Origin of the sequence: Deinococcus koreensis (assembly GCF_002901445.1) — a bacterium.
Taxonomy (GTDB): domain Bacteria; phylum Deinococcota; class Deinococci; order Deinococcales; family Deinococcaceae; genus Deinococcus; species Deinococcus koreensis.
The window spans coordinates 2,669,978-2,692,520 of record NZ_PPPD01000001.1 but is presented as its reverse complement, the minus strand read 5'-3'; the positions used below and the strand labels follow the sequence as shown (position 1 = coordinate 2,692,520).

General features: G+C 69.3%; 25 protein-coding genes. 3 read left to right on the top strand and 22 right to left on the bottom strand.

What is annotated here, in order from left to right:
- Nucleotides 1-26 precede the first annotated feature (26 nt).
- A complete protein-coding gene (trxA, locus tag CVO96_RS12785) occupies nucleotides 27-386 on the top strand; it encodes a thioredoxin (RefSeq protein WP_103312564.1) in 360 nt (119 codons plus the stop codon).
- Nucleotides 387-609: 223 nt separating this feature from the next.
- Here the strand turns inward: trxA and CVO96_RS12780 are convergent, their stop codons facing one another.
- The 11 genes from CVO96_RS12780 to CVO96_RS12730 all read right to left on the bottom strand — a co-directional run bounded on the left by CVO96_RS12780 (nucleotide 610) and on the right by CVO96_RS12730 (nucleotide 7,951).
- Entirely contained in the window at nucleotides 610-1,182 is a 573-nt protein-coding gene (locus tag CVO96_RS12780; protein ID WP_103312563.1) for an RBBP9/YdeN family alpha/beta hydrolase, read from the bottom strand.
- 74 nt (nucleotides 1,183-1,256) lie between these two features.
- Nucleotides 1,257-2,411, bottom strand: a complete 1,155-nt coding sequence (locus CVO96_RS12775) for a GGDEF domain-containing protein (RefSeq protein ID WP_103312562.1) — start codon at nucleotides 2,409-2,411, stop codon at nucleotides 1,257-1,259.
- A gap of 123 nt (nucleotides 2,412-2,534) precedes the next feature.
- Nucleotides 2,535-3,689 carry a GGDEF domain-containing protein gene (locus CVO96_RS12770; RefSeq protein WP_103312561.1) on the bottom strand — a complete coding sequence of 385 codons (1,155 nt, stop codon included), beginning with the start codon at nucleotides 3,687-3,689 and terminating at the stop codon, nucleotides 2,535-2,537.
- Nucleotides 3,690-3,853: 164 nt separating this feature from the next.
- On the bottom strand, nucleotides 3,854-4,204 hold the full coding sequence (rplQ, locus tag CVO96_RS12765) for a 50S ribosomal protein L17 (RefSeq protein ID WP_103312560.1): 351 nt from the start codon (nucleotides 4,202-4,204) through the stop codon (nucleotides 3,854-3,856).
- Nucleotides 4,205-4,233: 29 nt separating this feature from the next.
- Nucleotides 4,234-5,241 (bottom strand): DNA-directed RNA polymerase subunit alpha, encoded by a 1,008-nt coding sequence (locus CVO96_RS12760; protein WP_103312559.1) that lies wholly within the window; start codon nucleotides 5,239-5,241, stop codon nucleotides 4,234-4,236.
- A 14-nt stretch (nucleotides 5,242-5,255) separates the two neighbouring features.
- Nucleotides 5,256-5,876 carry a 30S ribosomal protein S4 gene (gene rpsD, locus CVO96_RS12755; protein WP_103312558.1) on the bottom strand — a complete coding sequence of 207 codons (621 nt, stop codon included), beginning with the start codon at nucleotides 5,874-5,876 and terminating at the stop codon, nucleotides 5,256-5,258.
- Between the two features lie 173 nt (nucleotides 5,877-6,049).
- A complete protein-coding gene (rpsK, locus tag CVO96_RS12750; protein WP_103312557.1) occupies nucleotides 6,050-6,445 on the bottom strand; it encodes a 30S ribosomal protein S11 in 396 nt (131 codons plus the stop codon).
- 3 nt (nucleotides 6,446-6,448) lie between these two features.
- A complete protein-coding gene (gene rpsM, locus CVO96_RS12745; RefSeq protein WP_103312556.1) occupies nucleotides 6,449-6,829 on the bottom strand; it encodes a 30S ribosomal protein S13 in 381 nt (126 codons plus the stop codon).
- Nucleotides 6,829-6,942: a 50S ribosomal protein L36 gene (gene rpmJ, locus CVO96_RS12740; RefSeq protein WP_019012075.1), complete on the bottom strand. Its 114-nt coding sequence runs from the start codon at nucleotides 6,940-6,942 to the stop codon at nucleotides 6,829-6,831. The genes rpsM and rpmJ overlap by 1 nt, the downstream gene beginning before the upstream one ends.
- A 106-nt stretch (nucleotides 6,943-7,048) precedes the next feature.
- Nucleotides 7,049-7,291, bottom strand: coding sequence for a translation initiation factor IF-1 (infA, locus tag CVO96_RS12735; protein WP_103312555.1), 243 nt, complete (start codon nucleotides 7,289-7,291; stop codon nucleotides 7,049-7,051).
- A 129-nt stretch (nucleotides 7,292-7,420) separates the two neighbouring features.
- Nucleotides 7,421-7,951, bottom strand: a complete 531-nt coding sequence (locus CVO96_RS12730; protein WP_103312554.1) for a PadR family transcriptional regulator — start codon at nucleotides 7,949-7,951, stop codon at nucleotides 7,421-7,423.
- Nucleotides 7,952-8,018: 67 nt separating this feature from the next.
- On the opposite strand from CVO96_RS12730, the gene CVO96_RS12725 reads away from it, so the two are divergent.
- Nucleotides 8,019-8,495 (top strand): DUF4188 domain-containing protein, encoded by a 477-nt coding sequence (locus CVO96_RS12725; protein WP_103313470.1) that lies wholly within the window; start codon nucleotides 8,019-8,021, stop codon nucleotides 8,493-8,495.
- Between the two features lie 13 nt (nucleotides 8,496-8,508).
- Nucleotides 8,509-8,991, top strand: coding sequence for a DinB family protein (locus CVO96_RS12720; protein WP_103312553.1), 483 nt, complete (start codon nucleotides 8,509-8,511; stop codon nucleotides 8,989-8,991).
- 437 nt (nucleotides 8,992-9,428) lie between these two features.
- Here the strand turns inward: CVO96_RS12720 and CVO96_RS12715 are convergent, their stop codons facing one another.
- The 11 genes from CVO96_RS12715 to rpmD form a co-directional block, all read right to left on the bottom strand.
- A complete protein-coding gene (locus CVO96_RS12715) occupies nucleotides 9,429-10,628 on the bottom strand; it encodes a VWA domain-containing protein (RefSeq protein ID WP_103312552.1) in 1,200 nt (399 codons plus the stop codon).
- A 79-nt stretch (nucleotides 10,629-10,707) separates the two neighbouring features.
- On the bottom strand, nucleotides 10,708-12,666 hold the full coding sequence (locus tag CVO96_RS12710) for a putative bifunctional diguanylate cyclase/phosphodiesterase (RefSeq protein WP_103312551.1): 1,959 nt from the start codon (nucleotides 12,664-12,666) through the stop codon (nucleotides 10,708-10,710).
- 163 nt (nucleotides 12,667-12,829) lie between these two features.
- The gene (locus CVO96_RS12705) at nucleotides 12,830-15,022 is read right to left on the bottom strand and encodes a DUF5682 family protein (RefSeq protein ID WP_103312550.1); all 2,193 of its coding nucleotides are present in this window, start codon (nucleotides 15,020-15,022) and stop codon (nucleotides 12,830-12,832) included.
- A gap of 16 nt (nucleotides 15,023-15,038) precedes the next feature.
- The gene (locus CVO96_RS12700; protein ID WP_103313469.1) at nucleotides 15,039-15,566 is read right to left on the bottom strand and encodes an SMI1/KNR4 family protein; all 528 of its coding nucleotides are present in this window, start codon (nucleotides 15,564-15,566) and stop codon (nucleotides 15,039-15,041) included.
- Nucleotides 15,567-15,712: 146 nt separating this feature from the next.
- Nucleotides 15,713-16,804 carry an ATP-binding protein gene (locus tag CVO96_RS12695; protein ID WP_103312549.1) on the bottom strand — a complete coding sequence of 364 codons (1,092 nt, stop codon included), beginning with the start codon at nucleotides 16,802-16,804 and terminating at the stop codon, nucleotides 15,713-15,715.
- The gene (locus CVO96_RS12690) at nucleotides 16,801-18,297 is read right to left on the bottom strand and encodes a DUF5691 domain-containing protein (RefSeq protein WP_103312548.1); all 1,497 of its coding nucleotides are present in this window, start codon (nucleotides 18,295-18,297) and stop codon (nucleotides 16,801-16,803) included. The genes CVO96_RS12695 and CVO96_RS12690 overlap by 4 nt, the downstream gene beginning before the upstream one ends.
- Entirely contained in the window at nucleotides 18,294-19,664 is a 1,371-nt protein-coding gene (locus CVO96_RS21610) for an SWIM zinc finger family protein (protein WP_103312547.1), read from the bottom strand. Before CVO96_RS21610 ends, CVO96_RS12690 begins: the two co-directional genes overlap by 4 nt.
- A gap of 160 nt (nucleotides 19,665-19,824) precedes the next feature.
- Nucleotides 19,825-20,418, bottom strand: coding sequence for an adenylate kinase (locus CVO96_RS12680; RefSeq protein WP_103312546.1), 594 nt, complete (start codon nucleotides 20,416-20,418; stop codon nucleotides 19,825-19,827).
- Between the two features lie 160 nt (nucleotides 20,419-20,578).
- Nucleotides 20,579-21,904: a preprotein translocase subunit SecY gene (gene secY, locus CVO96_RS12675; protein WP_103312545.1), complete on the bottom strand. Its 1,326-nt coding sequence runs from the start codon at nucleotides 21,902-21,904 to the stop codon at nucleotides 20,579-20,581.
- A complete protein-coding gene (gene rplO, locus CVO96_RS12670) occupies nucleotides 21,904-22,377 on the bottom strand; it encodes a 50S ribosomal protein L15 (RefSeq protein WP_103312544.1) in 474 nt (157 codons plus the stop codon). The genes secY and rplO overlap by 1 nt, the downstream gene beginning before the upstream one ends.
- Nucleotides 22,374-22,541, bottom strand: coding sequence for a 50S ribosomal protein L30 (gene rpmD, locus CVO96_RS12665; protein ID WP_423739379.1), 168 nt, complete (start codon nucleotides 22,539-22,541; stop codon nucleotides 22,374-22,376). The genes rplO and rpmD overlap by 4 nt, the downstream gene beginning before the upstream one ends.
- Between the last annotated feature and the right edge of the window lie 2 nt (nucleotides 22,542-22,543).

Sequence of the window (22,543 nt, the reverse complement as noted above, 5' to 3'; positions counted from 1 at the left end):
GGCATAGGCGGCGTATAGTTCTGGACATGAAGCCTGTGGAACTCACCGACAGCAATTTTGGACAGGAAACCTCTGAAGGTCTGACCCTGGTCGACTTCTGGGCCCCCTGGTGCGGGCCCTGCCGGATCATCGCGCCCGTGATCGAGGAACTCGCCGGCCAGTACGAGGGCCGGGTCAAGATCGGCAAGCTGAATGTCGACGACAACCCCGTCACGCAGGGCCAGTTCCGCGTGATGAGCATCCCCACCCTGATCCTCTTCAAGGACGGTCAGCCGGTCGAGGGCGTGGTGGGCGCGCAGCCCAAGCGGGCCTTCGAGGCGCTGCTGGACAAGTACGCCGGGGCCACGCCCGTGTCTGCGGGCACGGAGAGTGTCAGCGCGAACTGAATCAGCGCCAACTGAAGCTGTCTAAACCCCAGTCGCGCAGGGCCACCCCATCCGGAGGTGGCCCTACTTCTTGGCGGGCTGGGGTCAGAGCGGGGGCATACGCGTTGCGCTTATTTCCGAAACATCCGGGAGAGCGCCGGAGGTTCCTCCAAATCGCACAACGCGTCCTTTTCGCTTCTCCTTTCGGTCGGGTTGAATCCGAGCGATTCAACCGCGTTCCGTATCAGAAGCGGTCGATCTCCGGAGGCGCCCAGGCGTACATGGCCTCGCTGAGCAGCACCTCGCCGTCGGGCCAGTCGCCGTGCCCGCTGGCGACATTGATGTGGCCCAGGTCACCCGCTGACACGAATTCGGCCTCCCAGGACTCCGCAAACGCCTGCGCCCGCCCGAAGCTCACGTAGGGGTCGCTCTCGCTGGCGACCACCAGGGCCGGGAAGGGCAGGGGCGCCGTGGGCAACGGGGCCATCGCCGCGAGGGCCGGGTGCGCCGACTGCACGCCCGCGTCCTCGGCGTCCGTGGGGCCGACCAGCAGCGCGCCCTTCACCCGCCCGTGCCCCCCGCTGCGGGCCGCCCAGTGGACGATGGTCAGCACGCCGGTCGAGTGGCCGATCAGCAGCAGCTCGCCGGGCGTGGCCTCGATGACCTCCTGCAGCCGCTCTGCCCAGGCCTGCGGGGTGGGGGCATTGGGGTCGTCCTGCCGCACCCGCGCTGCGCCGAATTTACGCTCCCACAGGGACTGCCAGTGATCCGGGCCGCTGTCACCCAGGCCGGGGACGATCACGAGGGTTGCGGTCATGGGGGTCGCGGTCATGGGACGCAGGGTAGCGTGCCGGGGGCCACGGGCCGGGTGGAGCGCCGGGAACGGCCGGCTCAGCTCTGGACAGGCGTGGGCAGACGCCACTCCGGGGCCGCCGCGGGCGGGGTATCGTCCAGGCCCAGCAGGTCGAGTTGCACGTTGTCACGCCCGGCGGCCTTGGCGCGGTAGAGGGCGGCGTCGGCGGCCTCCAGCACCTCGGCCGGCAGGCGCGGCAGGGGACTCACGACCAGCCCGACACTGACCGTCACCTTCAGACCGTCCAGGCCATCCACCGTGATCTGGGGCACGCGGCGCCGCACCAGCTCGAACCACCGGCGGGCCGCCTCGACGTCCGGCACCTCCGACATGCACAGGAATTCCTCACCCCCGTAGCGGCCCAGGATCTGTCCGGGGGCCATGCAGCCGCGTAGCCCGGCCCCCACGGCCCGCAGCACCTCGTCGCCACGGGCGTGACCGTAGCGGTCGTTGATCGCCTTGAAGTGATCCACGTCGATCAGGGCCACTGCCAGCAGGCCGCCCGCCTCCCTGGAGAGGCGCTCGAGCTGCCCATCCAGGGCGCGGCGGTTGGGCAGGCCGGTCAGCGCGTCCAGGTTCGCCTCCCGCAGTGCCCGGCGGGCCCGGCGGCTGAAGGCGGCGCTGCGCTGCGAGATCACCACCTGCGCCATCAGCACCGACCCGGCGGCCAGCAGCAGCTGGCTCAGGGCGCTGATCAGGTGCTGGCGCTCGGGCGAAGGCCGGTCGCCGGGCCACCACAATGTCAGTCCCGTGGCCAGTACCCCCAGCAGCGCCACGTTGGCCTGCACGCCGCGGCGCGGCGAGAGCAGCCCGGCGTTCAGCAGCATGGTGATGATCACCCAGGGCAGCGTGGCTCCGAGCGCGGCCGCCGGCGAGGCCACGCCGGGCGCGGCAAGCAGGTAGAGCAGCCGGCCCAGCACGAAGCCCGCCATGGCGCCCAGGATCAGCCATTCCAGCCACTCGACCTTCAGGCGCGTCCAGGTCAGCAGCAGCAGGCTCAGGAAGATGGCGACCATCAGCGGCAGCAGCGTCCGGTCGAAGGCGATCAGGTAGGGCTCGATCCGGTCGAGTCCCAGGGGCAGGGCCACCGCCGCCGCCGCGCCCGGCAGGATCATCCGGTAGTACGACAGGCGGCTTTCCAGATCCATCGGGCGGGCCAGCGCCAGTAAGCGTTCATTCTGACGTCGCTCCATGCTCGCCGCCCATGCAATCACGGCTGTCCTGACCACACCGTCACAGCGCCCTGGCACGCGAGCGCGCGGCCGCAGATGAAGGCCAGCCAAAGCCCGCAGGCGCGCCGGTTCCTGGGGCGGCGGTCAGTTGAGCGGGGAGCCGGCGCCCTCCGGACGCCAGCGGCCCTCCGGCTGGGCCGGCGTACCGTCCGGGGAGGGCCGGAGCATCACGGTGAGCTGCACGCAGTTGCGGCCCTGCGCCTTGGCCCGGTACATCGCCGCGTCGGCCGCCTCCAGCACCGGGAGGGGGTGCACGGGAGACTCGCACAGGGCCAGCCCCACGCTGATGGTCACGGGCACGCCATGCAGGGGCTGCGCGCTCACCCGCAGGCGCAGGCCCTCGCACAGCCGCCGCGCCTCCTGCTCGTCGCGCACGTCCAGCAGGCACAGGAATTCCTCACCGCCGTAGCGCCCCACCACCCCACGGTTGCCCAGCTGGCCGCGCAGGCTCAGGCCGACGGATTTCAGGACGTCGTCGCCGCGGGCGTGGCCGTACTGGTCGTTGACGGCCTTGAAGTGATCCACGTCGATCAGCGCCACCGCCAGCAGCCCCCCCGGACGGGCGGAGCGCAGGTTCAGCTGTTCGGTCAGGGCGCGGCGGTTGGGCAGCGTGGTCAGGCTGTCCAGATCCGCGTCGCGCCGGGCCCGGCGGGTCTCCAGCGTCAGCGAGGCGTGCCGGCGTGCGATGACCAGTTGCCCGGTCACGACTGTCGCCGACGCCAGCAGCAGCTGAACCAGCGTGAGGCTCAGGTGCTGGCGCTCGGGCGAGGGCAGCGCCGCAGGCCACCACGCCAGCACGCACAGCGACATGGCGAACACCGTGCCCACGTTCAGCAGCAGTCCCGGACGGCCTAGCCAGATCCAGGCGTTGGCGAACAGCGCCAGCATCATCCAGGGCAGCGTGACTCCCAGCTCCGCCGACGGAGAGGTCACCTGCGGCGCCGCCAGCGTGAAAGCCAGTCGCAGCACCAGAAACAGGTTCACGCTGGCGAGCAGCAGCGGCTCGACCAGATGCAGCGACAGCCGCAGCCACACCAGCGCACTCAACACCCCGAACACGGCGAGCATGACCGGCACCGCGAAGCTGTCGTAAGGGGTCATGTAGGGCGCGGCCCGCTGGATCAACAGGGGGATCAGCAGGGCCAGCAGGGCCCCCGGAAAGACCGCGCGGTAATAGGTCAGCCGCTCCCGACTGTCCTCCGCGCTGAGCCCGCCTGCCTGCCAGAATCCGCCGTCCATCCTGGGGGCAGCAGAGCACACCGGATCTGACTCGGCGGTCACAGTTGGGGAATCCGGCCACGTTAAGGCGGTGGAGGCAAGCGCGGCGCAGGGCGGGGGCTCCAGACTCTGCCCTGCCAACGAAGAACCCCCGCAGAAGCGGGGGCCGGGAGAGTCGGGAGGTCTTAGACGAGTTCGATCAGGGCCATCGTGACCCCGTCGCCGCGGCGGGTGCCGATCCGCAGGATGCGGGTATAGCCACCGGGACGCTCGGCGTACTTGGGGGCCACTTCATCCATGACTTTGCGCAGCACGGCGTTGTCGTGGATGTCCTGGGAGACCAGACGGCGGGCGTGCAGGTCGCCGCCCTTGGCGGTGGTGATCAGTTTCTCGACGAAAGGGCGCAGCTCCTTGGCCTTCGTGAGGGTCGTCTGGATGCGGCCCTCGCGCAGCAGCGCCGTCGCCTGGGCACGGGCCAGGGCGGTGCGGGAGCTGCTGTTGCGGTTGAGCTTGCGTCCGGCTTTACCGTGGCGCATGGTGGGTCTCCTTTAAGATCAGTCTCGGCTTAGTCTCGCAGGGCGAGGCCGAACTGGGCGAGTTGCTGTTTGATTTCGTCGAGGCTGCGCTCACCGATGCCGGGCACTTTCTTCAGGTCGCGGTCGCTCAGGGCGCACAGGGCGTCCACCGAGTCGATACCTTCTTCCTTCAGCGAGTGCAGCACGCGGGTGGTGAGCCCCAGCCCTTCCAGGGTCACGCGGGGCGAGTCCATCTCGGCGGGGTAGTCGCCGGGATTGAGGTTCAGCGTGGCGGGGGTGGGGGGCAGGTCGTAGACGTTGGCCTGCGGGGCCGGCGCCGGGGTGTAGACCGGCTGCTGCTGGAACTCGGGGGTCAGCGCGGGGAGGTTCTCCACGTTGCCGAACACGGTGAGTTCCTCGCGCAGGATGTCCACGGCCTTGTCCAGCGCTTCCTGGGGGCCGTTGCTGCCGTCGGTCCAGACGCGCAGGATCAGGCGATCCAGGTCGGTCTGCTGGCCCACGCGGGTGTTCTCCACGTGGTAGGCCACGCGGCGCACCGGCGAGAACACGGCGTCCACGGGAATGGAGTTGATGCGGTCTTTGGTGGCGTGCTTGTCGGCGGGCACGTAGCCCTCGCCTTCCTCCACGCGCACTTCCATGACCAGCTTGCCGTCCTCGGCCAGGGTGGCGATCACCAGATCGGGGTTGATGATCTCGGCGTCCGAGGGCACCTCGAAGGCGCTGGCCTTCACGACGCCTTCGCCCTGCGCGCGCAGGGTCAGGGTCTTGGGGCCGGGCGCGTGGAACTTCACGACCATTTCCTTGAGGTTCAGGATGAGCTGGATCACATCTTCCTTCACGCCAGGGATAGTGGAGAACTCGTGCAGGACATCCTCGATGTACACGCTGGTCACAGCCGTGCCGGGAATCGAGGACATCAGGATGCGCCGGATGGGGTTCCCGATGGTGACGCCGTAGCCGCGGGTCAGCGGTTCCAGGACGAATTCGCCGTAATCGCCGTCCACGCGGGCTTTAAGTTGAGGGCGCTTTTGATCCACTGGGGCCTCCTGAATTAGCGCGAGTAATACTCGATGATGAAGTTCTCGTTGATCGGCAGGGCCAGGTCTTCACGCGCGGGGAGGCGGGAGAAGGTGCCGGTGAAGGTTTCGGGATTCAGTTCCACCCAGGGCGCCACGCGGCGACGCTTCTGCGCCTCCATGTTCTCCTGGATAAAGCCCATGGAACGGCTGCCCTCGGCGACGGTAATCTCGTCGCCGACCTTGACGCGGTAGCTGGGGATGTCGACTTTCTGGCCGTTCACGAAAATGTGACCGTGGCCCACGAACTGCCGGGCCTGCCGGCGGGTGCTGGCGAAGCCCATCCGGAAGACGACGTTGTCCAGGCGGCGCTCCAGCAGCTGCAGGAACACGGTGCCGGTCACGCCGGGAACGTTGGCCGCTTCCTCGAAGAGGTTGCGGAACTGCTTCTCGCCCATGCCGTACAGGCGGGAGAGCTTCTGCTTCTCGCGCAGACGGACGGAGTAGTCGCTGGGACGGCCCCGCCCGCGGCGCTGGCCGTGCTGGCCGGGCGCATAGGGGCGCTTGTCCAGGTACTTCTGGACTTTCTCGGTTTCGGCGAGGTTGATGCCCTCGCGTCGGCTTTGTTTGGTGATGGAACCACGGAAACGACCCATGTAAATTCTCCTTGGTGCGGTCAGGCCGGGGGCTGCCCGTGGGCAGCCCGGGCCCGCCGGGTCTGCGGCCCTCTGGTGCCCGTCTCCCTTCGCCTGTGGTGGGGCTCATGCCCGCGGGAGGGGCAACGGAGACGGGGCAGGTGGGCGCGCGCGCTGGCCTAGTGAGTGCTCACTTAGGCGCGGAACTTCTTCTTCGGGCGGCAGCCGTTGTGCGGCACGGGGGTGTCGTCCATGATGGACTTCACTTCGATACCCGACGCCTGGATGGCGCGGATGGCCTGCTCGCGGCCAGAGCCCGAGCCACGCACGATGACGTCCACGGCGCCCATGCCGAAGGTCTGCTGGGCCTTCTTCACGGCGTCGGCAGCGGCCAGCTGGGCGGCGTAGGGCGTGCCCTTCTTGCTGCCCTTGTAGCCGATCGTGCCGCCGCTGCTCCAGGCGACAGAATTGCCGTCCAGGTCGGTGATGGTCACGATGGTGTTGTTGTAGCTCGCGTGCACGTAGGCGCGGCCGGCACTGATGTTGCGCCGGGCGCGGCGGGGGGTCTTGCCCTTGGTGGTCTTCGCCATGGCTTACTTCCTCGTCGCTTTCTTCTTACCGGCGACGGTCTTGCGCGGCCCCTTGCGGGTACGGGCATTCGTCTTGGTGCGCTGGCCGCGCACGGGCAGGCCACGGCGGTGACGCAGGCCACGGTAGGCGCCGATGTCCATCAATCGCTTGATGTTCTGGCCGACTTCGCTGCGCAGGTCACCTTCGACCTTGTAGGTCTTCTCGATGGCGTCACGCAGGGTGCTCTGCTCCGCTTCGGTCAGGTTCTTGGTGCGGGTGTCGGGATTGATCCCGGTTCGCGCCAGCACTTCCTTGCTGCGGGTCAGGCCGATGCCGTAGATGTAGGTCAGCGCAATCTCGATGCGCTTCTCGCGGGGGAGGTCAACGCCAGCTACGCGCGCCATTAGCCCTGCCTCTGCTTGTGCTTGACGTTGGTGCAGATGACCAGCACGCGCCCGTGGCGGCGGATCACCTTGCAGTTGTCGCACATTTTCTTGACACTGCTGCGAACTTTCATTCCTTCCTCCTCGCGCCGCCGCACCAATCGTGGTGCTGTCTGGCAGCGCTCGACCCCCCGCCCACCTGAGCAGGTGGGGAATCTGTGGGTACTTCGGCCCAGGACGTTACTTGCGGTAGACGATGCGCCCACGAGTGGTGTCGTAGGGGCTGATCTCCAGAACCACACGGTCACCGGGCAGGATGCGGATGTAGTGGATGCGCATCTTGCCGCTGATGTACGCCAGCAGGTCGTGGCCCGTGTCGAGCTTCACGCGGAACGTCGTGTTGGGCAACGCCTCTTCCACGACCCCCTCCGCCCGTACGGTGTCATCTTCCTTCTTAACGCGTTTTTCCCGCTGTTCCGGCATTTTTCGTCTCGCCACGCAACCTCCAGGCTTGATACAAGCCAAACGTAAAGGTACCACGCCCTGGGGCCGATGGGCAAGCGGGGATGGAGACTGCTCCTTCTATCTTCGCTGCGGGCTGGATGCGTTCAGTTATTCCGGACACTCGGCCAGCACCTCCTCCCAGAAGGTGATGTTCGCGTGCTCGTACAGGAAGCCCATCCGCAGGGTGCGGCGCGACAGGGGCTGGGGGCCGGGCCCATGCTGCGCGGCCTGGGTCTCGTACTCGGCGAGGCGGGCGCGGTGCAGGGCCAGCTGCTCCTGCGCCAGTGCCCGCAGCGGGGCGGGGTCGCCGGCCTCCATGAAGAACATCCGCAGCAGCCCCGGATCGCGCAGTTCCGGGAAGCCGGCGGGGGAACGCAGCCAGTCCTCCAACGCGCGCTGCCCGGCGCCGGTCACGGTGTAGAGCCGCCGGCGCCGCCCGCCCTCCTCCTGCGATTCGCTGAGCAGGCCCAGGTCGCTCAGGCGCTGGGGCTCCGCATACAGCTGCGAACGCGGAAACGTCCAGAAATAGCCGACCGAACCGTCGGCCCAGCGCTTGAGGTCGTAGGACGTGGACGGCCCGCAGCGGGCGATGAAGCCCAGCACGATGTACGCCGAGGGGCCCAGGCTTGCGTCGGTCACCCCTCCAGTGTACAGTCACTCTAGACCGTCCAGAGTAGACCATTCAATCTGGATGGTGGAGGCCACCATGACCATCGTTCCCGCCCGTGTGACCGCCGAGCTGCCCGGAACATTCGTCGTCTTCCTGATCGGTGCCCGCATCAACCAGCCCTGGAAGGTGCGGGCCTGGCTGCCGGTGGTGCGCGCCATGCCCCGGATGCTGCGCGAACTGCAGGCCCGGCCCGAACTCGGCCTGCTGGCCGCGCAGGGCAGCGGCACCACCCAGATCCAGTACTGGCGCAGCGTGGAGCATCTGCACGCCTACGCCCAGGCCCGGGAGCACGCCCATCTACCGGCCTGGCGGGCCTTCAACCGCAACGCACGCTCGGCCGGCAGCGCGGTGGGCATCTGGCACGAGACCTACGTGGTGCAGCCCGGCAGCTACGAGACCGTGTATGTGAACATGCCTCCCTTCGGCCTGGGACGCGCCGGCACCCTGCTGCCCGCCACGGGTCGGCGCGAGGGGGCACGGGGGCGGCTGGCGGGCGCTGAGGCCGGCGTCTGACACACTGGAGGGCATGGATCTCCTCGACCGGCTGCTGGCACACGACGCCTGGACGACCGCTCGCCTGCTGGAGCAGAGCCGGGGGCTAAGTGATATGCAGCTCGATCAGGATTTCGACCTGGGCCACCGCACGGTGCGCCGGACGTTCGTCCACCTGATCGGCAACATGGAGGACTGGACGGCCCTGATGACGGCTGCGCCGATCCCTGCGCCGTCCAGCCCGGCCACACTGGATGGGTTGCGCGTACGCCTGGACAGCGTGAGCCGTGAGCTGGCCCAACTGGCCCGCAGGATTCAGGCTGAGGGGCGCTGGGACGATCTCTGGACGGACACGCTGGACGATCCGCCCCGCCAGAAAACATACGGTGGCGGAATTGCCCACCTAATGACTCACTCGATGCACCACCGCGCCCAGCTGATCCATATGCTGAAACGGCTGGGCGTGCCGGACGTGACCGAAGGCGACGTGTTGAGCTGGGAAGGGCAGCTGGCCTGAGCGCTCTCCTCCCCTGGCGCGGGCCTGCTGACTCTGAGCGTGAGCCTGATCTGTTCTCAGGCGCGGTCACTTCAAAGGACTACTCCGGAGCCGGACTGGGCTTGAGCCGCCAGGCGCTCCAAACACGCCACACTGACCGGGTGAAGGCTGAGAAAACACTGTTCCCACCGTACATGATCGAAATTGGGGATGCAGTGGAGAGCGTTCTCCTCGTCTTCAGTGACTTCACACGCTGAGGGCGCCGGTCACCGTTACGAAGTGCCAGATGCAGTAGGGGCATTCAAACCAGATCGCCTGCAGAGCAGGCCACCCTACTGTTTCCTGCCGTCCGTCAATAAACGTCACGGTCAGTCCTTCCTCATCCACCATCACATGATTGGAAGCACGCGCGCTAAAGAATTGTCGCCATCTGGCAAACCACTCCTACCCCACTGCCCTTACCCCACCCCACTGCCCCGCACCACCAGCCCCTGCTCGCCCGCCCAGGCTCCCACGTCGTCGCCCCGGATAGCGGCCGCCATCAGGCCCGGAAAGTGCTCCGGGGTGCAGGCAAAGGCCGGGATACCCAGCTCCGCGAAGGCCCGCGCGACCCCGTGGTCGTAGCCCGGCGCACCGTCGTCCGAGAGGGCCAGCAGGGCGATCACGGCCACCCCGCTGTCCCTCAGGCTGCGGGCGCGGGCCAGCATCTCGCGCTCGTTGCCCCCTTCGTACAGATCGCTGATCAGCACCAGGATGGTCTGTTCGGGACGCTGGATGACGCTTTGAGCGTAGGCCAGCGCCCGGCCTATGTCGGTGCCGCCGCCCAGCTGGATGCCGTACAGCACGTCCACGGGGTCGTCGAGGTGCTCACTGAGATCGGCGACCTCGGTATCGAAGGCGATCACGCGGGTGCTCACGGCGGGCAGGGAGGCCAGCACCGCCCCGAAGACGCCGGCGTACACCACGCTGGAGGCCATCGAGCCCGACTGGTCGAGACACAGCACGAGGTCGCGCAGGGAGCGGCGCTTGCGGCCCACGCCGATCAGCCGCTCGGGAATCAGGGTGCGGCGATCGGGCTGGTACGTCCCCAGGTTCGCGCGGATGGTGCGATCCCAGTCGATCTCGGCGGGGCGGGGGCGGAACTTGCGCTGGGCGCGGTTCAGGCTGCCGCCCACGGCGGCGCGGGTGGGTTCCTCCAGGCGGCGCGTCAGGTCGTCCACCACGCGGCGCACCACGGCGCGGGCGGCGTCCTTGGCCCTCGCCGGCATCACGCCCTTGAGGGTCAGCAGGGTGGCGACCAGATTCACGTCGGGCTCCACTCCGTCCAGCATTTCGGGCTCGAACAGCAGGCGGGCCAGATCCAGCCGCTCGATGGCGTCCTGCTGCATGACCCGCACCACGCCGGCAGGAAAGAATTCGCGCAGATCGGCCAGCCAGCGGGCCACCGTCGGGGCACTGGCGCCCAGGCCGCCCCGGCGGGAGCCGGTCTCGGCTTCGTAGAGGCCACCCAGGGCGGCGTCCATGCGCCTGTCCTGAAGCGACCAGGCCAGCCGGGGGGCCAGCACCGGGTCGCCCTCGCCGGAGCCCAGGCCATCGGCCTCTCCCCCGCCCAGCACCAGGCGCCAGCGCCGCAGGCGTTCCCCATCAGGGGCCGTCACCGTCTGACTCCCGCACGGCCCAGACCGTCGCCCAGACCCGTCCAGAGCCGGCCTCCGCTGTACTCTGTCATATACAGAATCATAGCTCACTATTCCGGATCAGGCTGTTCTGGTTCAGGGCGGACAGCACGGCGAGCAGTTCCTCCTCGGGCACGCTCGGGGCGAAGAGGAAGCCCTGGGCCTGGGTGCAGCCGAGCGCCAGCAGCTCCCGGCCCTGCTCGGGCGTCTCGACGCCCTCGGCCACCAGTTTGAGCCTCAGGGTCGCGGCGACGGCGACCATCGCGGCGATCAGGGTGCGGACATAGCGCGAGCGGGCCGGATCTTCGGTGCCGGTCAGGTCGGCCACGAACACCCGGTCGATCTTGACCACCTGCAGGGGCAGGTCGTTCAGGCGCGACAACGAGGCGAAGCCCGTGCCGAAATCGTCCAGCGAGAGGCCCACCCCCAGGGCGCGCAGCCCCTCGACGCTCTGGCTGATCTGCAGCCGGCCCCGCAGGTCGATCCCCTCCGTGACCTCCAGCTCCAGGGCCGACGCCGGCACACCGGCGCGCTCCAGCTCGGCGGCCACCATCTCCACGAAATGCGGCTGCATGAGCTGCAGCGGCGACACGTTGACCGCCAGTCGCAGTTCCCGGAAGCCGGCTGCCCGCCAGCGCGCGGCCACCCCCAGCGCTTCCTGCAGGGCCCACTCGCCCAGCGAGGTGATCAGGCCGCACTCCTCGGCGATAGGAATGAAGACCTCCGGGCCGACCAGCCCGAACTCCGCGTGCTGCCAGCGGCTCAGGGCCTCCAGACACACCGGGCGGCCCCCTGGCAGCGTGCAGATCGGCTGGAACTCCAGAAACAGCTCGCCGCGCGCCTGGGCGTGCCGCAGTTCGCGCTCCAGCAGCTGGCGCCGCTCGTCCTGATCCAGCAGATGCTCGCTGTACAGCCGGAAGCCGTTCTTGCCGCTGCGTTTCACGGCGTACATGGCCCGGTCGGCACGCAGCATCACGTCGTGGGCACTCTGCGCGTCCAGGGGAAAGCGGCTGATGCCCACGCTGGCACTCACGCGCAGCAGGTGGTGGCCCACCGCGAACGGCGCCCCGAGGTCGTCCACGACCTGCTGGGCCACGCCGGAGACCTCCAGGGGGTCCGTGAACCCGAGGCCCAGCACGAACTCGTCGCCGCTGACCCGCGCCAGACAGCTGCCCGCCGGGGCCAGCTGCCGCAGCCGCGCGGCCACCAGACGCAGCACCTCGTCGCCGGTGGCGTGCCCCAGCGTGTCGTTGATCGCCTTGAAGCCGTCCAGATCGAGAAACAGCACGGTGAACGGCTGGCCGCCCAGCACCTGTTCACGGAGGTGTTCATCCAGGTAGGAGCGGTTCTTCAGGTCGGTCAGGGGATCGAGGAAAGCCATGCGGCTCAGGGCCTGGTTGTCGGCCCGGGAGCTTCTCAGCGCCGCCCGCAGCGAGTTGATGAAGCGCGCCCCCAGCATCACGCTCAGGCAGACCAGCGACAGCTGAAAGAGGCCGAACCAGACCTCCGGCCGCGCCCCGGCGCCCCCCGGCGTGAAGGCGAAGACCAGCGACATGGCCATCAGGACGTAGGGCAGCGCCGCACTCACCCGCTGGGTCAGCGGGGAAGTCCGCATACTCGCCTCGATCATGGGCATGGTCAGGAGCCAGATCAGCAGGGTCGCCAGTTCCGTCAGGATGCGCTCGCTGCTGCCGACCACGAACAGCGAGATGCCCAGCCGGGAGAGCAGGAAGGCGATGTTGGACAGCAGGATCAGCGAGACCAGCTGGCGCCGCCCGGCCCAGCCCAGGAAGTTGGCGACCCCCAGCCCCAGCATCCACAGCAGCAGCACGCCGCCCAGCAGCCAGTCCACCGTCTGGAAGTACCCTGGGATGACCCTCCCCTGCGCGAGCGACACCAGATGCCCGAAGGTGCCCGCCGCCAGGATGACCCAGACCGCCGCCGAGCCGCGTCGCCCCTCGGCCTGTGCGGCAGGGACGGGCGGATCGCTGATGGCTGGCTGGAGGGCAGTCTGGTTCATGGCCGGAGCTTCATTGGGTAAAGGTTACCTGAAGATGGCTTTCACGGGGGAGGATCAGCCTCCCCTTGCCCCCTGACCATGAAGAGAGCGAGCCCTGCACGGGAGATGGCCAGGGTGCAGCGATGCGGCCTCGGGGCCTGAGGTCACCCGGCGACGTGCCGGCTCAGGGAAACGCGCCCAGGAGCCGCAGCAGGGTGGGCACGGCCCTCAGCGCCCGCTCCTCGTCGAGCGGCGTGGCGCGCTGCCGGGTGCGGGTACGCGCCCCCCGCAGCGTCTCCCCGATGTTCCGGCGCTCGGCCTTATCGAAGCGGGCGAACACCCGCCGCAGCAGGGGCAGCGCCTCCTGGAAGCGCTCGGGGCTCAGGCCGCTCAGCCAGTCGTCCAGCAGGGACAGCAGCACCGTGTCGTGGATCAGCAGGGCGCCGCTGTGGCCCAGGAAGCCGTCCAGCCAGGCGGTGATCTCCAGGGGCTCGGCCACGCCCAGGGCCAGCCCCAGGCGGCGCGCGACCTCTTCCCTGTCCAGCTGCCCGGCGTCCCGCAGGCGGCGCAGGGCGTCTCCGGCCAGCAGCGGATGGGCGCCCCCCTGATCCGTCAGGCGGCCCAGGGCGCCCAGCCAGCCGGCCAGCGGGTCGGGGTCGCCCAGCAGGCGAACGGCGCTGTCGGCGGCCTGGACATGACCGCGCAGGGTCTCCGCCGCCGCCTGATCCAGCCCCACGCCGGCCAGCGGCAGGCCCACGCCCGCCCGCGTGAGCAGCGTGCCGAAGATCGCTCCAGCGTGCCCGTCCCCGGCACCGCTGCGCCCCCGCACGTCCCCGTAGCGTGCGAGGCGGGCCAGCGGGGGCAGGGCCGCCAGCAGGTCGCTGACATCGGCCGTGGCGGCGGCGCGCACGTCCAGAGCGGCCAGCAGGGTCGGCAGGGCGCCGCCCAGGTCGGCCGAGCGCACGGCCTCCAGCAGGGCCGTCAGGTCGGCCAGGGTGCCCGCCGACCGCGCCCTGTCCAGCGCCGTGGCGGTCGCCGCGTCCTCCACGGTCTGCCCCCAGCGGCTGGCCTCGACGAGCCGCACGCTGAAGTCCGGCTTCCAGGCCAGCGCCCACGCCTCCTTGAAGGTGCCGCGCCCGCTGCTGAAGCGCTCCTGCGCCCAGGGCACGCCCAGCACCTTCAGGCGGTGGAAGAGCGTACTGCGGGCCAGATCGGTGTCCTGGCGCAGATCCAGCGTCAGTTCAGTCTGTTCCGGCTGCACCTTCAGGCGCAGGCGCTTCTGGAGGCGGGCCAGATCCTGGGCCAGCGGCACGGTCGGGGTGTCGTCCGGCACGCGGCCCAGGGCCTCACCCACCACCAGTTTCCGCTCGATGAGCCGCAGCGGCAGGTCGCCGTCCCAGCCGAACACGCTCAGGGCGGCCTCGTTCAGTTCGTCCAGGCCCGGTAAGGCCCGCCCACGCAGGGCCGCCAGCGTGTTCGCCAGCCGGGTCGCCTCGATCACCGACGCGCTGCTCGCCTCCAGCCCCTCCTCCCGCAGCAGCCGCGCGGCGCGGGCGAACCAGCGCTCGGTCACGTCCGACGGCGTGGTAAAGAGGTGGTGGTAGTAGCCCGGCGAGCGCACCCCCGCGCCGTAGCCCGAACCCACCGAGAGCCGGCCATGCGTCCAGGGCACCCAGGTCAGCGTGACCTTCGCTTTTGGCATTCCCTTCAGGAGCGCCGCGTCGTCCTTCGCCCTGAAGGCCGCCACATCCAGCGCGGGCGCGTGCCAGGCGCCGCACACCACCGCGATGCGTTGGAAGCCGTCCTTGAGCGCCGCACGGATGGTCTGCCGCATGTGGGCCTCGCGCTGCGCCTCCCGACCCGAGGCCGCCGGGGCATCGGCCCGCACCGCCTGCATGGCCTCATTGATCGCCGCAAACACCTCGAAATCATCTCCGCGCGCCTCGACCAGCGTCTCCCACCAGCGCTCGAAGTCTGCGTAGCCCGCCGCCTCCGCCAGCAGCCGCAGGGGATCGCTGTGGAGGTCGTCGGAGTCGTCGTTATCGTCTGGGTCATCCTCTCGTTCTCCCGCCAGCGTGACCCCCGCTGGCAGATCCATGAACCGCGCCTGCGCCCCGGCCCTGGCCGCCCAGCGGAAGGCCACGAACTCCGGACTGAAGGCCGCGAAGGGCCAGAACGACGCGCGGGCCGGATCGTCGTTGACATAACCCAGCAGCGCGACGGGCGGCTTCATCTCTTTGCGCGCCAGGAAGGGCAGCACCACGTCGGCATCGGCCGGGCCTTCGACGAGCACGATGTCCGGCTGCAGCTGGGTCAGGGCGTGCTGCAGCGAGCGGGCCGAACCGGGGCCGTGATGACGGATGGGGAAGATGGACATGGGAGGTGGACTCATATCAACCGTCGTCTGCTTCGAAATGCTCCTCCGGGAGCAGACCCGTGATGAACGTCATGAAATCTGGCGCCAGTTCAATGATCGAGTAATCGTCTTCCTGATCCACATAGACGACTTTCGGCTCACCCTGGGGGCCGCACTCACGGTAATCGAGCGCCACCATCTGATGACCCGCCGTCGGGCAATCCGCAAAATACACACCGATCTCCGGATAGTCCCATTCGTCAACCCAGAACTGGCTCCCCAGTTCCCCACACAACGTCCACTGGTTTTCACGCCCGATCCCGAAAATTCCGACGATGGCGACATGATCGTCGGCCCAATTATTCTGCTGATCGGTTGGATAGCAGATATTGACTGGAAAACCACCATTCTGAATCTCCGAAATCGCGATGTATCCGGCGGGGAGTCTGTATCCCAGCTCCGCCTCCACCTCCCTCACTTTTTCAGGAGTGAGCGTTCCACCAGAATACTTTTCCTGATACTGCTCCAGGGCTGCGGCCCAGAATCCCTTGCCCGCTTCAATCATGAGGCGCTCCTCCACTGTTCGAATGAATTCCCGGAAACTCAGTGTCTATTCAGGCGAGGTCACCTCAATCCCAGCCTGCCGCGTCACCGACGACTATTCAGTACATACGATGATCCTCTGACGGCTCAGGCTGATCCTGTCTCACCTCAGCTCACCGCCCTACATGCCCGGTACAGCTCCTTCCAGTCGTCGCGTTTCTTCGCCACGGTTTCCAGATACTCGCGCCAGATCACGGCGTCCTGCACGGGGTCTTTCACCACGGCGCCCACCAGACTGGCGGCCACGTCGTGGGCGCTGAGCTGCCCGCTGCCGAAATGCGCGGCGAGGCTCAGGCCCTGGTTGACCACGCTGATCGCCTCGGCGGTGCTCATGCTGCCGCTGGGGCTCTTCACCCGCGTCCGGCCGTCCTCGGTCACGCCGGCGCGCAGCTCGCGGAACACGGTCACGATCCGCCGCACCTCCTCCAGCGCGGGCGGCGGGGCGGGAATCTGCAGGCTGCCGGCGAGCTGCGCCACGCGGCTGGTCACGATCCTGACCTCCTCGTCCAGGCTGTCGGGCACGGGCAGGATCACGGAATTGAAGCGGCGCTTGAGGGCGCTGGACAGGTCGTTCACGCCCTTGTCGCGGGTGTTGGCCGTGGCGATCAGGTTGAAGCCCTGTACCGCCTGCACCTCGGTGTTCAGCTCGGGCACCGGCAGCGTCTTCTCGCTCAGCACGGTGATGAGGCTGTCCTGCACGTCGCTCTGCACGCGGGTCAGCTCCTCCAGGCGGGCGATCTTGCCCGTTCGCATGGCCCGCACGATGGGGCTCTCGACCAGCGCGGCCTCGGACGGCCCCTCGGCCAGCAGGCGGGCGTAGTTCCAGCCGTAGCGGACGCTGTCCTCGCTGGTGCCGGCGGTGCCCTGCACGAGCAGCGTACTGGTGCCCGAGATCGCGGCGGCCAGATGCTCGCTGACCCAGCTCTTGGCCGTGCCCGGCACGCCGATCAGCAGCAGGGCGCGGTCGGTCGCCAGGGTGGCCACCGCGATCTCCATCAGGCGGCGCTCGCCCACGTACTTCGCGCTGATCTCCGTGCCGTCTGTCAGCGTGCCGCCCATCAGGTAGGTCAGGACGGCGTGCGGGCTGAGGTTCCAGCGGGGCGGCCGGGGCCGGTCGTCGTGTGCGGCCAGCGCGGCGAGTTCGTGCGCGTAGGCCTGCTCGGCGTGGAGGCGGAGAACTTCGGTGGTGGGCTGGGTCATGGGTGGGTCTCCTTGAACTCCCGCTGCATCGCTACTCTGAGGTCGAAGGTGCCGCGCAGCTCGCTCAGGAGTTGCTGGGCGAACGGGGTGAGGTCGTCCGGTGAGGAGGCAGTCAGCACGGTGTGAGGGTCGGCCCGTTCCATCGTCAGGCTGTAGATCTCGCGCCAGCGGTATGGCCAGGCGGACAGGTACGGCACGCCCCGCAGCGAGCGGCGCAGCGCCTCCCAGAGGGGCGGGGTCAGGTCGGCGGGCCAGGGGGCCGGAAGGGCCTCCAGCAGCGGCCACAGGCGTTCGGCATCGGCAGCGCGCAGGGCCTGCCCGACGGCGACGCGAAGTCCCTCGGGTGGCCCCAGGAGCAGCAGGCCAGGGTCGTTGGGAAAGAGCGGCAGCAGGGCGGCGGCCAGCGCACGGTGCCCGGTGGCAATCGTGCTGGCGGCCAGCTCCTCTCCGGCCTCGTGCTGACGGGCCAGCGCCACGGCGTGCGCGGGCGGCAGGTTCAGGGCCGTCAGCAACGCCTGCGGATGGGTCGCCCCGAGCAGCTGTCCCAGCAGGCCGGAGGCTCCCAGACCGGGGTCGAGGCCGTCGCGCCGGCCGTCCGGGTCGGGCCCGGAGGGAAGGGTCAGCGTGAAGGGCGTCTGCCCGGTCAGGCGACCTAGCACTCCGGGCCGGCCGACCTGCACGAGCGCGGCCAGCCGGCCGGCCATGCGGGCGTTGTACGCGCTGGACGGCAGCCGCTGGAGGGCGCGGCGGGCCAGCGTGCGGACGTCCTCGCTGCGGTCGTCGAGCAGGCTGTCCAGCAGGGGTTCGAGGTCGGCGTCGTCGGGGGTGAGGGTTTCCAGCAGCGCGCCCAGCAGACGTTTGCGGCTGGAGGCGCGTTCGCTGGGCAGCCGGGCGGCCAGGAGGTCACGGCCAGAGTGCGGGTCACGCCCGCGCAGGCTGCGGAACAGCGCCTCGCGGCCCGCCTCGGTGGCGTCCGTCCAGGCCCCGTCATCCAGGGTGGCCGGAACGAAGCGCCACTCCGGACTGAAGCCCGCGAGCCAGGTGCCCCGCTCGCCCAGCACGGGGCGCAGCCGTTCACGCAGCCCGGTGTCGTGGCGGGCCAGATCGAGCAGCGCGGGAAGCTGGGCGGCGGGCACGCGCCAGCCGGCCCGGGCACAGAGGCCCAGCCATTCGGGCAGCTGGGGCGTGCCCATCACCAGCGGCAGATACTGGGCGGCGCTGGGCGGTGCTTCCGGGCGGGTCTCGGCGGGCGCGGGGGGGGGCAGGTCGGCGGCCTGATCGGGCAGGCGTCCGGCGCGGTGGGCCAGGGTGAGCAGCGCGGCGCGGGCCAGCAGGGTGCCCTCCGGATCGGGGCGGGTGAGTCCCGCACTGGCCTGGGCCAGCGCCTGCGGGCCGGGGCTGGGCTGTGCTGGGCTGGGCAGGGCTGAGCTGGGCAGGGCGCCGCGTGCAGTGCCGACCAGGGCCAGGGCCAGGAGGTCACCCAGGTCGCTCACGCCTCCTCCACAGCGGGCAGGGGCAGCAGGACGTCCCCACTCAGCAGGCTCAGGGGGAGCAGGGCGGCGCCGTCCCATTCGCCGAACAGCGTGACCGGCTGCCCCCCACCGACTGCCAGCAAGGTCAGTCGGGCGCGCTCGCCTCCCCCCAGGGGCAGGCTGCCGCCCGCGTCCTGCACGCGCCAGGGCTCGCCCGGAATCAGCCACACCGGGCCAACGACGTGGGCCGAGCGTTCCAGCCAGGGGTTCAGGGCCAGGGCCGCGCCGTGCCGGTCGAGCAGGATGTCCAGGGTCACGCCGGGCGGGAGGTCGGGGGCAGGGGCCGGGGTGGGGGCTTCTCCATGCAGCACGCCCCGCTGCGGGAAGGCGCCAGGGGCGAAGCAGACCTCCGCCTGCACCCGCTGGCCGGTCGGCAGGGGTGGCAGCAGGGGGCGTCCCGGAGGAGCAAAATCGAGGAGCAGGGCGGTGTGCGGCTCAGCGCATAGCCACGTCCGGCGGGTGCTCAGCGTCTCCTCCTGCACGGTCGCCTGCCCCGCGACCAGCCAGCGGGCCGGGACACCCGGCCGCTCCAGCACCGCCGCCCGGTCGAGCGGAAACCCCAGCGCCGAGCGCAGATCGGCCTGCTCGGGCCCACTCAGGGCGTCCCGGCGCGGCCACGCCTCGGTCAGCAGATACAGGCGGCTGAGGTGGGCGAGCAGCGCCGCCGGGTCGCCCAGATGCCCGGGAATCTGGCGCACCAGTCGGGCCGCGCCGGGCGCCTGGGCATCGACCAGCCGGGCGGCCTGGGTGTCCCAGTCGGAGTAGGGCCGGGCCGGGGCGTGGGCCAGCCCGTCGCGGATCAGATCCACGAGAAAGGTCTGCAGCGCCTCCAGGCCGTCACTGACCTTGCGTTCCCGCGCGGCGCGGCGCTTCGCCTGGGCCGCGGGGTCGGCGGCCGGGAGTGGCGACGCCCCTTCGCCGGGTGCCTCCACCCCTGCGCCCTCCTCCCTCTGCCCTGCCTGCCCTGCGGCCTTCGCCCCCGACCGCTGGGCCCGGCCCGCCCGCCACGTCTCCAGGCTGCCGGGCAGCGCCTCGGCCCCGAACGCCCCCGGCTGCGTGGCCCGGAGCAGGAGCAGCGCCAGCACATGCTTGCAGGGAAACTTGCGGCTGGGGCAGGAGCACTTCCCCACCGGCCCGCTCAGATCCACGCCGGTCAGGTACGGCTCCTGGCCGCTGCCCTGACACTGCCCCCACAGGGCCCCCGCGACTGCATTCAGCACCGGCCACCGGCCGGGCGTGGCGAGCTTGCGGGCGTTGGCCGCACTTCCAGCATCGGTGGCGAGGGCGAGGATGGCGTCGGGCGTGAGCACTGGGGGAGTCGGGATCATCAATAAATCCTTCGCACGAATTATGCTAATGACGTAATAGTAACCCATTCACACTCGATGGGCAAGCCCAGGCTACCCGACCGGAAGGGACGCAGAAGGCAGAGGGCAGAAGGCTCCACATCGTTCGCCTTCCGCCCTCTGCCTCGAGCTTTCTGCCGCCCTACTTCATGCCCTCCAGGATCCGGCCATAGACCTCGTCCATGCTGCCCACGCCGTCCACACGGTACAGGTGGCCGCGCGCGCTGTAGTAGTCGATCAGCGGCTGGGTCTGCACGCGGTAGACCTCCTGGCGGTGACGGGCGACCGCCTCGGTGTCGTCGCTGCGGATGGTCTCACCACGGGCGGCGGCCTGCCGACCCCGCTCCACGATGCGCTCGATCAGCATCTCGGGCGGCACCTCCAGCAGCGGCACGTGGTTCACCGGGGCGCCCAGCTCCTCCAGCAGCATGTCGAGTTCCTGCGCCTGGGCGCCGGTGCGCGGAAATCCGTCGAAGATCACGCGCACGTCGTCCATGCTGGCCAGCTTGTCGCGGATCAGGGCCATCAGGATGTCGTCGGGCACCAGTTTGCCCTCGTCCAGAATGGGCTTCACCTGCTGGCCCAGTTCGGTGCCCCGGCTCACGTGGTCGCGCAGGATGTCGCCGGTGCTGATCTTGAGCAGGCCCTGTTCATCGGCCAGTCGCTGGGCCTGCGTGCCCTTCCCGGCGCCGGGCGGCCCGAGGAAAATCACGACCTTGTTCTTCGCTTGAGTCACTTCTTCCCTCCGTTCTCGGCTCCAGCATAGAGGCTTCGGGCCCAGATGCAGCGCGCCTGCCCAGCCCTGTCCCCGCCCAGGTGACGTCGCGCCCGGCACGGAAAAACCGCCCCCAGACCGGGAGCGGTGACGAACGGAACAGGCTTCAGGTATCCGGGCCTCAGTTGTTCAGGCGGCCACGGATCCGGCCCTTGCTGATGAAGCCGTCGTAGCGGCGCACGGTCAGCTGGGCCTCGAGCTGCTTCAGGGTCTCCAGCGCCACGCCCACGATGATCAGCAGGCCGGTGCCGGAGAACTGGAAGGTGGTGATCCCGGTCGCCCGCTGCACGAGCTGCGGCAGCACGGTCAGCACGACCAGGAACAGCGCGCCCCAGAGGCTCAGGCGGCCACTGATGGTGCCCAGGAACTCGGCGGTCGGCGTGCCGGGCCGCACGCCCGGAATGAAGCCGCCGGCCTCGCGCAGCTGCTCCGCGATGCGTTTGGGGTCGAACTGCACCGAGTTGTACAGGTACGTGAAGCCGAAGATCAGGGCGGCTTCCAGCGCGATGTACAGCGGCTGCCCGAAGGTCAGGTAGGTCTGGATGAAAGCGTTGACCGACGGAGCGCGGGTGGCCGTGGCGCTGCCGATCAGGTTGGGAATGATCAGCATGGCGCTGGCGAAGATCACCGGGATCACGCCCGCCTGGTTGACCTTGATGGGCAGCCAGGTGGCCTGGGTCGCCCCACGGGCCTGTCCGGCCACGCCGCCCCGCGCGCGGGCATAGGTCACGGGCACCCGGCGCTCGGCCTGGTACACGTACACGATCCCGGCGATGGTGATGAGAATGACCAGCCCGAAGGCCAGCAGCCGCAGCAGCCAGTTGTCGTCCGGAGTCGAGCGCACCAGGGCGGCCGTGCTCTGGAATTCAAAAGGATAGCGGGCGATGATCCCGGCCGTGATGATCAGCGAGATCCCGTTGCCCACCCCGACCTCGGTGATCCGCTCGCCGATCCACATGGTGAAGGCGATGCCGGCGACCTGGGTCAGCACCATGACCAGGATCGTGAAGGTGCCGGGCGCCCAGCCGATGGCGATGTAGTTGGGATCGGAGTTGATGTAGGCCGCGAAGAAGGTGGCCTGCACGGCCCCCAGCGCCACGGCGGCGAAACGGGTGTACTGGTTGATCTTCTTGCGGCCTTCCTCGCCTTCCTTGCTCAGTTTCTCCAGAGCCGGGATGGTGGTGGTCAGCAGCTGGATGACGATGCTGGCCGTGATGTACGGCAGCACCCCCAGCGCGAAGATCGAGAACTGCGAAAGATTGCCCCCCGAGATCATGCTGATCAAACCGAAGAGGCCGCCCTGGTTCGCTTGACTCAGGGCGGCGCTGTTCACGCCTGGGGTGGGAATGGCGCTCCCCAGGCGGTAGACGGCAAGAAGCAGCAGGGTGAAGAGAATCTTCCGCTGAAGATCCGGAATCCGGAAGGCGTCGCGGAAGGCGCGGAGCATTACTCCGCCTTCTCGGTGCCCATCGTGTCAGGAGTCGTGCCTTCGGGCAGGATGACCTTGCCCCCGGCGGCCTCGATGGCCTTCACGGCGGCGGCGCTGGCGGCGTCCACGTGAACGGTCACCGCGCGGCTGATCTCACCAGTGGCGAGCAGCTTCACGGGGCGGTTCTTGCGGCGCACCAGACCGTAGGCTTCCAGCTCGCTGCGGCCGAAGGTCTCGCCCTCGATGGCCTCCAGCTGCGAGAGCTTGACGATCTCGAAGGTGATCCCGACGTTGTTGAAGCCGCGCTTGGGCAGACGGGCGATCAGGCGGCTGCGGCCACCCTCGAAGAAGCTGCCCTTGCCGGCGCCGCTGCGCGACTTCTGGCCCTTGTGACCACGGCCGGCGGTCTTGTCGGTGCCGCCAGGGCCACGGCCCACGCGCTTGCGGTTCTTGCGGCTGCCCGGTGAGGGCTGAAGTTCGTGGAGTTTCATTCGTGCACCTCCAGCAGGTGCTTGACGGTGTTGACCATGCCGCGCAGGGCGGGCGTGTCGTTGATCTCGCGGGTGTCACCGATCTTGTGCAGGCCCAGCGACTTGACCGTCTCGACCTGGTAGCCGGGCCGGCCGATCACGCTGCGCTTCAGGGTAATCTTCAGGC

Coding starts and splice junctions, on each gene's coding strand:
- CVO96_RS12775 (WP_103312562.1), bottom strand. CDS start 2,411: ATGGAGCGACGTCAGAATGAACGCTTACTGGCGCTGGCCCGCCCGATG.
- CVO96_RS12770 (WP_103312561.1), bottom strand. CDS start 3,689: ATGGACGGCGGATTCTGGCAGGCAGGCGGGCTCAGCGCGGAGGACAGT.
- CVO96_RS12695 (WP_103312549.1), bottom strand. CDS start 16,804: ATGACCCAGCCCACCACCGAAGTTCTCCGCCTCCACGCCGAGCAGGCC.
- trxA (WP_103312564.1), top strand. CDS start 27: ATGAAGCCTGTGGAACTCACCGACAGCAATTTTGGACAGGAAACCTCT.
- CVO96_RS21610 (WP_103312547.1), bottom strand. CDS start 19,664: ATGATCCCGACTCCCCCAGTGCTCACGCCCGACGCCATCCTCGCCCTC.
- CVO96_RS12710 (WP_103312551.1), bottom strand. CDS start 12,666: ATGAACCAGACTGCCCTCCAGCCAGCCATCAGCGATCCGCCCGTCCCT.
- CVO96_RS12780 (WP_103312563.1), bottom strand. CDS start 1,182: ATGACCGCAACCCTCGTGATCGTCCCCGGCCTGGGTGACAGCGGCCCG.
- CVO96_RS12720 (WP_103312553.1), top strand. CDS start 8,509: ATGGATCTCCTCGACCGGCTGCTGGCACACGACGCCTGGACGACCGCT.
- rpsM (WP_103312556.1), bottom strand. CDS start 6,829: ATGGCGCGCGTAGCTGGCGTTGACCTCCCCCGCGAGAAGCGCATCGAG.
- CVO96_RS12705 (WP_103312550.1), bottom strand. CDS start 15,022: ATGTCCATCTTCCCCATCCGTCATCACGGCCCCGGTTCGGCCCGCTCG.
- infA (WP_103312555.1), bottom strand. CDS start 7,291: ATGCCGGAACAGCGGGAAAAACGCGTTAAGAAGGAAGATGACACCGTA.
- CVO96_RS12725 (WP_103313470.1), top strand. CDS start 8,019: ATGACCATCGTTCCCGCCCGTGTGACCGCCGAGCTGCCCGGAACATTC.
- secY (WP_103312545.1), bottom strand. CDS start 21,904: ATGCTCCGCGCCTTCCGCGACGCCTTCCGGATTCCGGATCTTCAGCGG.
- rplO (WP_103312544.1), bottom strand. CDS start 22,377: ATGAAACTCCACGAACTTCAGCCCTCACCGGGCAGCCGCAAGAACCGC.
- CVO96_RS12700 (WP_103313469.1), bottom strand. CDS start 15,566: ATGATTGAAGCGGGCAAGGGATTCTGGGCCGCAGCCCTGGAGCAGTAT.
- rpmJ (WP_019012075.1), bottom strand. CDS start 6,942: ATGAAAGTTCGCAGCAGTGTCAAGAAAATGTGCGACAACTGCAAGGTG.
- rpsD (WP_103312558.1), bottom strand. CDS start 5,876: ATGGGTCGTTTCCGTGGTTCCATCACCAAACAAAGCCGACGCGAGGGC.
- rpsK (WP_103312557.1), bottom strand. CDS start 6,445: ATGGCGAAGACCACCAAGGGCAAGACCCCCCGCCGCGCCCGGCGCAAC.
- rplQ (WP_103312560.1), bottom strand. CDS start 4,204: ATGCGCCACGGTAAAGCCGGACGCAAGCTCAACCGCAACAGCAGCTCC.